The 8,762-nt window shown below is 44.6% G+C and carries 8 protein-coding genes; 4 read left to right on the plus strand and 4 right to left on the minus strand.

Going from position 1 to position 8,762, the window contains the following annotated elements; all coding sequences use genetic code 11:
• Positions 1-112: 112 nt before the first annotated feature.
• Positions 113-826: a ribonuclease III gene (gene rnc, locus PY364_RS02640; RefSeq protein ID WP_275520280.1), complete on the plus strand. Its 714-nt coding sequence runs from the start codon at positions 113-115 to the stop codon at positions 824-826.
• 11 nt (positions 827-837) lie between these two features.
• The gene (locus tag PY364_RS02645) at positions 838-1,944 is read left to right on the plus strand and encodes a Gfo/Idh/MocA family oxidoreductase (protein ID WP_275520282.1); all 1,107 of its coding nucleotides are present in this window, start codon (positions 838-840) and stop codon (positions 1,942-1,944) included.
• Between the two features lie 111 nt (positions 1,945-2,055).
• Here PY364_RS02645 and PY364_RS02650 read toward each other — a convergent pair whose 3' ends face one another.
• Together PY364_RS02650 and PY364_RS02655 are read right to left on the minus strand one after the other, a co-directional pair.
• Positions 2,056-4,098, minus strand: coding sequence for an ATP-binding protein (locus tag PY364_RS02650; RefSeq protein ID WP_275520284.1), 2,043 nt, complete (start codon positions 4,096-4,098; stop codon positions 2,056-2,058).
• A gap of 156 nt (positions 4,099-4,254) precedes the next feature.
• A complete protein-coding gene (locus tag PY364_RS02655) occupies positions 4,255-4,431 on the minus strand; it encodes a hypothetical protein (protein ID WP_275520286.1) in 177 nt (58 codons plus the stop codon).
• 146 nt (positions 4,432-4,577) lie between these two features.
• Between PY364_RS02655 and PY364_RS02660 the strand changes: the two genes are divergently transcribed.
• Positions 4,578-5,222, plus strand: coding sequence for a class I SAM-dependent methyltransferase (locus PY364_RS02660; protein WP_275520288.1), 645 nt, complete (start codon positions 4,578-4,580; stop codon positions 5,220-5,222).
• Between the two features lie 697 nt (positions 5,223-5,919).
• Positions 5,920-6,144, plus strand: coding sequence for a DUF2811 domain-containing protein (locus PY364_RS02665; protein WP_275520294.1), 225 nt, complete (start codon positions 5,920-5,922; stop codon positions 6,142-6,144).
• Between the two features lie 140 nt (positions 6,145-6,284).
• On the opposite strand, the gene PY364_RS02670 is transcribed toward PY364_RS02665, so the two are convergent.
• Complete coding sequence (locus PY364_RS02670; RefSeq protein WP_275520290.1) at positions 6,285-6,974, minus strand: response regulator transcription factor; 690 nt, start codon at positions 6,972-6,974, stop codon at positions 6,285-6,287.
• A gap of 93 nt (positions 6,975-7,067) precedes the next feature.
• A partial coding sequence (locus PY364_RS02675) for a tetratricopeptide repeat protein (protein ID WP_275520292.1) occupies positions 7,068-8,762 on the minus strand: 1,695 nt, incomplete at its 5' end.

Here is an 8,762-nt window from a genome sequence, read left to right on the forward strand (position 1 = left end):
GTAAAGAAACCGCCCAGAGGGCGGCGTTACGTAAATCGTGCTTAAGTTATAATCAAAATTAAACTCGGTTAATCAAGAGCCGTTAAGACCGAGGAAAGAGAGAGAAGAAAAAATGAATATTAGCTATCCTAGCCGTCAAAAGGAACTGCAAAAATTAGTCGAAAAATTAGGATTGCCCGATCGAAACCGCGTGAACTGGCAATTACTCGATTTGGCTTTAACTCACCCGACAGCATCAACTCAAGCCAATTACGAACAGCTAGAATTTATTGGCGATGCAGTTGTGCGACTAGCTGCTTCTGAGTTACTATTTGAAACGTATCCTGGCAGTTCTGTCGGCGAATTTGCGGCAATTCGTTCCTTGTTAGTGAGCGATCGCACTCTGGCACAAATCGCTGACAGCTATGGATTTGGTCGCTATTTAATCGTTTCTAGCAGCGCCGCCTGCGACAAAGCAGGGGAAGAGTCACGGTTAGCAGACGCTTTTGAAGCAGTGCTCGCCGCCCTCTACCTGAGCACAAACACTTTACAATTAATTCGCCCTTGGTTAGACCCTCATTTCCAACCACGCGCCGCTCAAATTCTTAGCGATCCCGCCCGCCAAAACTATAAAGCCGCTCTGCAAGAATGGACTCAAGGTCAGTACAAAATTTTGCCAGAATATAATGTTAAGGAAACAGGGCGAGTTCACGGAGGAGAAGAGCGTTTTACAGCCGAAGTATGGCTGCGAGGGGATTTACTTGGTGAAGGTAAAGGACGATCGATCAAAGCTGCTGAACAAGCAGCCGCGCAAGCAGCTTTTAATAAATTAAAAATCAACAATTAAGATTATAATTAATGAAAATTGGAATTGCTGTATTAGGTGCAGGTCACTGGGGAATTCACCTGATCCGCAACTTCCTAGAACATCCCCACAGTCAGATTTTAGCAGTCGTAGACCCGCAGCCAGAGCGCTTAGCTGTGGTGAGAAGTCTATTCAATTTGGATGCTAATGTAGTGCTGGCAACGGATTGGTCAGCATTGCAGAAATTGCCCGGATTAGAAGCAGTTGCGATCGCAACTCCAGCCTCAACCCACAGCACTCTCATCGCCGCCGCCCTTCACCAAGGCTACCACGTTCTCGCAGAAAAACCCCTCACCCTTAACCTCACCGAAGCCATAGAACTTTGTCAACTCGCAGAAAAACTGCAACGCCAACTCTTCGTCGATCATACCTACCTATTTCATCCCGCAATCGAAATAGGAAAAAACACCATCCAAGCGGGAAAATTAGGTAAATTGCGCTACGGTTACGCCCAACGAACCCATCTCGAACCCGTGCGAAATGACGTTGATGCTCTATGGGATTTAGCCATCCATGACATCGCCATTTTTAATACCTGGCTAGGACAAACTCCAAGTCAAGTCCAAGCAAATGGAACCGTTTTTATTAATAAAGAAAATACGGAGGTTGGAAAAACCATAAATTATCAATTACCAATTACCAATTACCAATTACCACTTTACGATTTAGTTTGGATCAAGTTAATTTACCCTGATGGCTTTCAAGCATTCATCCATCTTTGCTGGCTCAATCCTGACAGACAGAGGCGCTTAGGAATTGTCGGAAGTAAAGGTACATTGATTTTTGATGACCTTTCAACTAATGCGCCTCTGACGCTAAAACGTGGTTATTTAGAGTCGGATCGCGAGAATAGCTGCGGGATTACAGGTTCGTGGGATACGGTTAGCGATCGCAATTCAACTACAACTCAATCTTGGGAAATATTACCAGTAGAACCAGTAGAACCCCTCCAACAAGTTTGCGATCGCTTTCTAAATTGCGTCCAAAGTAACACACCATCTTCCATATCTTCTGGTTGGGTAGGTGTCGAATTAGTGCGAATCCTCAGCGCCCTCAGCGACTCCCTCAAACTCGACGGACAACTAATTACAATTTGCTAATTGGTAATTGGTAATTGCTAATTGGTAATTGTTAATTGGTAATTGCTAATTGCTAATTGCTAATTAATTCCACCCCTCACTTAATTGTGCCCCTATACTAACAACTAACAACTAATCACTAATAATCACAAAATCTTCCTTGATATAACCCCCAGGTAACTGTTTCGCAGGCAAAGCAATAGTTAAAGTAGTACCTTGATTTATACCAGCACTGTACAGCGAAATAGTCCCCGCCATCAACTGCATCAAATTACGTGAAATTGCCAACCCCAAACCATTACCACCATACTTGCGAGTAGTCGAACCATCAGCCATCACAAAAGGTTGAAACAACTTATCCTGCTGCTCTTGGTCAATCCCAATCCCCGTATCTTCAATAGTCACCACCACCCAATCTTTTGTACCAGTGACCTGAGCCATATTATACATTGCATTCCCATTATAACTAGCACCATTATTGAGCAGCACAGATTCAATTCGGATAGCAATAGTAATTGTGCCTGCATCCGTAAACTTAATTGCATTACTCAAAACATTCAGAAAAACCTGCTTAAGTTTATCCGGGTCAGCATAAACAATAATCTCCTCCTTCAGATCGGGTAAAATTAACTCCAGACCTTTGTGTTCAATTTCAACAAGCTGCAAATCTACCGCTTCTTTAATCACCTGCGTGAGATTGATAGTTTCCAGCATCATTGATAGCGTACCTGATTCAATTTTGGCAATATCCAAAATATCATTGATAATATTCAGCAAGTGAATTGCAGCATCATAAGCACGCTGGACAAACTCCATCTCCTCATCTCGGTCATCACAATCACCATCCCGGACAAATTGCAGAAAACCGATAATACCATTCAAAGGAGTTCTGAGTTCGTGAGAAATATTGCGTAAAAACTCATCTTTCAACTGATTAGCAACCTGCGCTTGTTTCGAGGCAACTTCCAACTCTTCCGCCCACGATCGCAGTCGCTCCACCATACTATCGATCGCCTCCGCTAACTGATCGAACTCCCTAATTTTCAAATTGTGAGGAACCATCTGCGGAGATTCCAAACTTTTGACAGTCAGCGCATAATCTCTAAGCTTCTCCAGAGGACGAGCTAGATCGCGAGATAAATATAGAGTTGCCATAATACTCGCCGCCACCAACCCCACAATCAGATTCAACAAAACCTGTTGAATTTCTTCCAAACCAGAGAGAGCATAATCTAAACGAGTAACCGCCAAAACTATCCACTTGCTCTTTTCCTGAGTCGCCATCGGACTAGGAACAGCAGCATATCCCGCCAGCAACTCCAGCCCATTTTTTTCAAAAGAAAACAGGTGTAAAAAAGCTTGTCCGCCTGCGATCGCTCTCCTAACAATACTTTTTAAGCGATCGGCATCAGCCTCCTGATCGATATTACGCCCCACACGGTCAATATTCGGGTGCGCCAAGATTGTCCCATCTTGGTCAATCACAACTGTATAACCAGCCAAAGAACCCTTGGGAGCGCTAGTTTGCACCGGCAAAGGCGACTGCAAACTCAAAACATAGCGCAATTGACGTGAATTCTTCTGCTGAACGTAAACCGGCGCACTTAAAACTAAACTAGCTTGAGTATTCTTGTTAGCCTGAACTGAATCTGGTGTATCAGTAGGGACAGCTAGAAACCCACCGTCACCTTGAGATTTCTGAGACTGTTGCTGCGGCGGCCACACCAGATTGATGTAAACGGCCTGATTATTGACAAGCAACTGCTGCTGCGACGGCCAAAAATTCTTCGGTAGCGATTGAATTGGTTGATTACCACAAGTGCTCGCTGCAACTTTACCCGTCTGCAAATTTGTCAATTGCAAACAATCTACCTGAGTCGGCAACCTCTGCCCCAACTGGTTGATAAAAGTTTGATAGACTTTGGGCGAGGAGGATTGTAACACAGAGCTTTCCGAAGCGGCCAGCAAATTTGACTTCAGGGATTTTACCCACTGTTCAATAGTTTCTGCTTTTCTCACCGCACTCTCAGTCAGATTTAGACGAGCAGTTTCCAGAAGCATTGAGCGAGCTTTTCTATAAGTCACATACTCCCCCACCAGCAAAACTGGTACGCTGAGCAGTAAAATTCGCGACAGCAAAATACGGCGAAAGGAGGATGGGCCGACGCTAACCATAGGACATCTTTAAAACTTAAGGTGCAACACCCAACAGCAACATCATCAAACAAACCAGATTGACCAAGCATCTTTCTAGGGTACTACTGTTGACCGGAGAAAATGGCTTGAGAACAACAGTTGACACAATTATAGAAGCCCGTGCAGCAGGATCTGTTATTCAAAAGTGTTCAATAACTGCACAGAGTGAAACAGTTTACACCAATAAATCAGCATCCTACAGGTGGGGTCAAAAACTCTAGATACATACGATCGCAGGTAAAGCGCGATCGCTTTTCGTAACCGGGCCTCTCGCTTGATACCCCGTCGGCATCCTACACTACTCGATTTCATTCGATATTGACGGAATTTAACTTTCAGCCTAGAGACTATCAGGCTTGCAGACTCTGGCTCGGAGATGTTTATTGGTGAATAATAGCTCTGATACGCCTACACTAGACTTGAAGCCGCTTCTGGCCCTGGTCTCTCTAGCTTAATCGATGGAAAGAACCTCTAGCAAATATATATACAGTTACAGTAACAATCGCCCTAGGTATCACCATGCTTATTTGGTATCTCCACTGCTAGAAATGCTTACTGTCGCTAAATCTACCAGCAACATCAAACCCCGCGTTTTGGATCTCGGTTGCGGGAACGGCAGTCTCAGCCATGTTATTGCTCAGCAAGGTTATGAAGTTGTCGGAGTAGACAATTCGCCCCAGGGAGTTGCGATCGCAGCTCAAAGTTTTCCTGAATGTCAGTTTATCCAAGCCGATATTTACGATTTGCCCAATCCAGATATCCTTCATTCATTTGATATCGTCTTAGGAGTCGAAGTAATCGAACATTTGCTTTATCCAAAAGAACTCGTTAGAGTTGCTAAAAAATGCCTCAAACCAGATGGTAAATTAATTGTCACAACTCCCTATCATGGTTACTTGAAAAATTTAGCTCTAGCTATTACTGGAAAAATGGATAAACACTTTACCGTTCTTTGGGATAATGGTCATATAAAATTTTTTTCCATCGCCACCATGACCAAATTATTACAATCTGAAGGATATACAGATATCAACTTCAAATTTGCTGGCAGATTGCCCTATTTATGGAAATCAATGCTATGTTCCAGCACGCCCCCACCTTAAAACTGGTAATGGGTAATTGGTAATTGGTAATTGGTAATGGCTAATTGCTAATTGCTAATTCAGGACTTACGCTCAGGGCTCCAGAAACCGGGTTTTTGAGAGAATCTGTGGTAAAAACGAAGTATTTTCGTCAAAAAACCCGGTTTCTTTGGTTAATTGTTAATTTTTAATTGTTAATAATCCCTCCCCCTCTCCCCCATCCTCTCCATCCTCCCCCTCTTTTCCCCTAGCCCTGAGCATCGTAGCCCCTAGCCCCTAGCCCCTAGCCCCTAGCTAATGACAACTTTAAAATTCTTATCCTTACTGAAAGTTTTCCCCAGATATTCCACAGCGTTTCCACAGGCTAGATGAGGTTTTCCACAGATTAGACAAGGTTTTCCACAGGCGTTAACGGTAATATCAAGCCTTGCTGATGAATTGGGGATTTTCCCTATATAACGGTCAACTTCCAGAGTGACGACCAAATTTATAAACTTATGTAACGGGGATCGACCTCAAAAGCTCATTATTGCGTAAATATTTTTTTAAGATAAAGGCCTTTGTAACAATACGCAACATTGACAACACCACCCCCTCTTAGCGCACAATGATGCGACCGACCTAAATTAAGTGCTCCGATTTCGGCTGTATCCCCTAGCTGTGTCGATGCGGAAGCTAGGTTTCGATGTCTGTTTATTTATGAGATTTAGAAGCGATGATGAACGCAACTGTCAGTATTTTGGCTGAAATTCCCGAAACCCTCCACGAATCCCTCAAAACCTACCTAGAAACCCATCCTGACTGGGATCAAGACCGGGTATTTTCCGCAGCTCTATCTCTGTTTTTGTTGCAGAATGGGGATAGCGGTACACCAGAGGCATCAAAAAGCTATCGCCAAGCTGCCAGAGTTTACCTGGAAACCCTTTTTCAGCACCCTGTGTAAAGGAAGAGGGGCTAGGGGCTAGGGGCTAGGGGCTAGGGAAGAAAGAAGAAGGAAGAGGGAAGAAGAGGATTTTTCTGCAATTAGCAATTAGCAATTAGCAATTAGCAATTCCCTCTTCCCTAGCCCCTAGTCCCTCTTCCCTAAATCGCCTCAAACTTGTAACCAACACCCCGGACGGTTTGAATCATAGAAGGTTGATTCGCATCCGGTTCAATTTTTCGGCGAATTTGACCAATGTGGACATCAACAACCCGCTGATCTCCCACATATTCGTAATCCCAAACTTCTTGAAGCAATTCAGCTCGCCTCCACACGCGGCCGGGTTTGCTCGCCAAACAATAAAGCAAGTCAAATTCCAGAGCAGTTAAAGAAACTATCTGATCGCCAAGCATCACCTCTCGGCGGACGGGATCGATCGCTAGAGGCCCAAAAATCAGGCTTTGCTGTTCGGCGGGAGTGACTATGCGCTTACGCTTCAATATCGCTCCCGCACGGGCACCAATTTCTACAAGACTGAAAGGTTTAGTGATGTAGTCGTCAGCACCTTGGGCAAACCCTTTAATTTTGTCAGCCTCATCAGTTCTGCTAGTTAACATCAAGACAAACACACCCGTCCGACTTTGCATTTCTTGACAAAGTTTGTAGCCAGTAGTGTCGGGCAAATTCACATCCAGAATTACTAAGTCTGGATTGAGCTGCTCAAATAATCCCAGAGCAGTCTGACCGTCCCCGGCAGACTCCACTTGATAGCCTTGCTGGCTCAAATAGCGGTGAATTAAGTTTCGGATTGCCGGGTCGTCATCAACCACAAGGATCTTTGGAGGGGCCATGACCACAAAGTTACTTTGAGAATTAGCCAAGAATATAAGTCATAGTAATGGAAAACTTGGATACAGACATACAGTAAATTTTAAGTTTCATGTTTATAACTGTTGCAAAATTTCAGGTAGTAAATCGCTAGGAAGCTTGGATAAAGCAAAATTTTGACCTTGCAACCCGCATTCACTATAGAAAGCTCGAATTGTTTTGACAATACAATTTAGGGCTGTTTGGCGGCAATCGGCATAAATGGGGTTGGAGGTCTGGGTTTGAGAATTGGTGTTTTCGAGGCCTGTTAACCCTGACCCATTAATTTGCTGTTGCCATCCAGTGCAAGCTTGCAACTGGTTTTGGAGTGCGGATTCTAGATGGGATCTTAGCTCAAGTTTACTCAAGGAGAAGTAAGGGTCTGTGGCTAACTGATAGTGGGCTAGCCCTAAATTGTTGTAAGCGGCCAGTATGTCAAACGTCAACTGGTTGGGGTGAATTTGCTTGGCGGCGGCGATCGCGATTTGATAAGCTGCGATCGCCTTCTCCAAGGATTCTATCCGCCCCTGTTTGTGCCGGAGGTTAGCTAGATGCCAGTAAACCGTCCCCAGATTGTTCTGCGTGGCGGCACAGGCAGCCGGTACTAACTCTTGAGTACGATACCTCAAAGCTTCCCGATAGGCATCCACAGCTTCTAATAGGAACCCCTCTGAGGGTTCGTGTTGAGCAAGATTCCACCAAGCCGTACCTAAGTTATTTTGCACTCCAGCATAGTTTAGGGGTTCTCGTTCAGGGCTGTAATAGCTCAGAGCTTTAGTATAAGCTGCGATCGCACTTTCGAGATGTCCCACTGGTCGATCGTGTTGAGCTAAATTCCAATAAGCCGTTCCCAAATTATTCTCAAGAGCAGCATATTGTTTAGGGTCTACGTCCGAGTCAATATGTAAAAGGGCTTCTTCGTAAGCTCTAACCGAATGCTGTAAATTTTGGGCACTATCTCGAAATCGAGCCAAATCTCCCCAAGTTGCTCCCAAATTCTTTTGCAATCTAGCATAGCTCTGGGGTTGTGTCTTGGGATTTAGCTGTGCTAAAGCTTGTTGGTAGAGAGCAATACTGTGTTCTAAATCAGATAAGGCAAAAGATGCAATTTCAGGCGATCGCGGATAGCGAGAAAGCATCCAGTAGAGAGTACCGAGGTCATTGAGAATATCGGGAACCGTCGATAGTAAATTTGACCCAGGAGAAAGTTGAGTTAAATTCTGGTTAAGTTGGTTAATTAAGGCCTTGCGTTCCCCATCTTCTTGCCGATCGCCTTGTAGTTTTGCATCCGAGCTGGTAAATTCAAGTACCATTTCGTAAGCGCGGATAGCGATTAACAGGTAAGTACGCGAAACATCTCCCGCTAGAATGCGATCGCGGTAAAAATTCCCCAAAGTCTGATAAGCCAAAGCCAACGTCTGGGGTAAACACTCTTGTTCCTGTAGCAGTTCGATATATTGCAAAGTTTGAAGCGCCACAAAATTTCGTCCTGTTGCGGGTGAAATGCCATCTCCTCCTTCCAACTCCCCAGATGCAGCCGCGAGTACCAAATCTGCCAGCTCAAGAGCTTTTGGATTTTGGATTTTAGACTTTACAATCGGAATTGCAAACTCTTGGCTAGGAACAGATAAAACCTTGGGTCGATAACCATTCTGTGTATTATTAGAACTCTCCAAAGGCTCCACACCTAAAGATTGGTAACTCAAACGCAGCAAACCCCTCATCTCCCCATCTTCCCATCTCCCCCCCCCCCCACCCCCCCCCCCCCCCCC

Source organism: Kamptonema sp. UHCC 0994, from assembly GCF_029167235.1.
Lineage (GTDB): Bacteria > Cyanobacteriota > Cyanobacteriia > Cyanobacteriales > Microcoleaceae > Kamptonema.

Coding starts and splice junctions, on each gene's coding strand:
- rnc (WP_275520280.1), top strand. CDS start 113: ATGAATATTAGCTATCCTAGCCGTCAAAAGGAACTGCAAAAATTAGTC.
- PY364_RS02645 (WP_275520282.1), top strand. CDS start 838: ATGAAAATTGGAATTGCTGTATTAGGTGCAGGTCACTGGGGAATTCAC.
- PY364_RS02650 (WP_275520284.1), bottom strand. CDS start 4,098: ATGGTTAGCGTCGGCCCATCCTCCTTTCGCCGTATTTTGCTGTCGCGA.
- PY364_RS02655 (WP_275520286.1), bottom strand. CDS start 4,431: ATGAAATCGAGTAGTGTAGGATGCCGACGGGGTATCAAGCGAGAGGCC.
- PY364_RS02660 (WP_275520288.1), top strand. CDS start 4,578: ATGGAAAGAACCTCTAGCAAATATATATACAGTTACAGTAACAATCGC.
- PY364_RS02665 (WP_275520294.1), top strand. CDS start 5,920: ATGAACGCAACTGTCAGTATTTTGGCTGAAATTCCCGAAACCCTCCAC.
- PY364_RS02670 (WP_275520290.1), bottom strand. CDS start 6,974: ATGGCCCCTCCAAAGATCCTTGTGGTTGATGACGACCCGGCAATCCGA.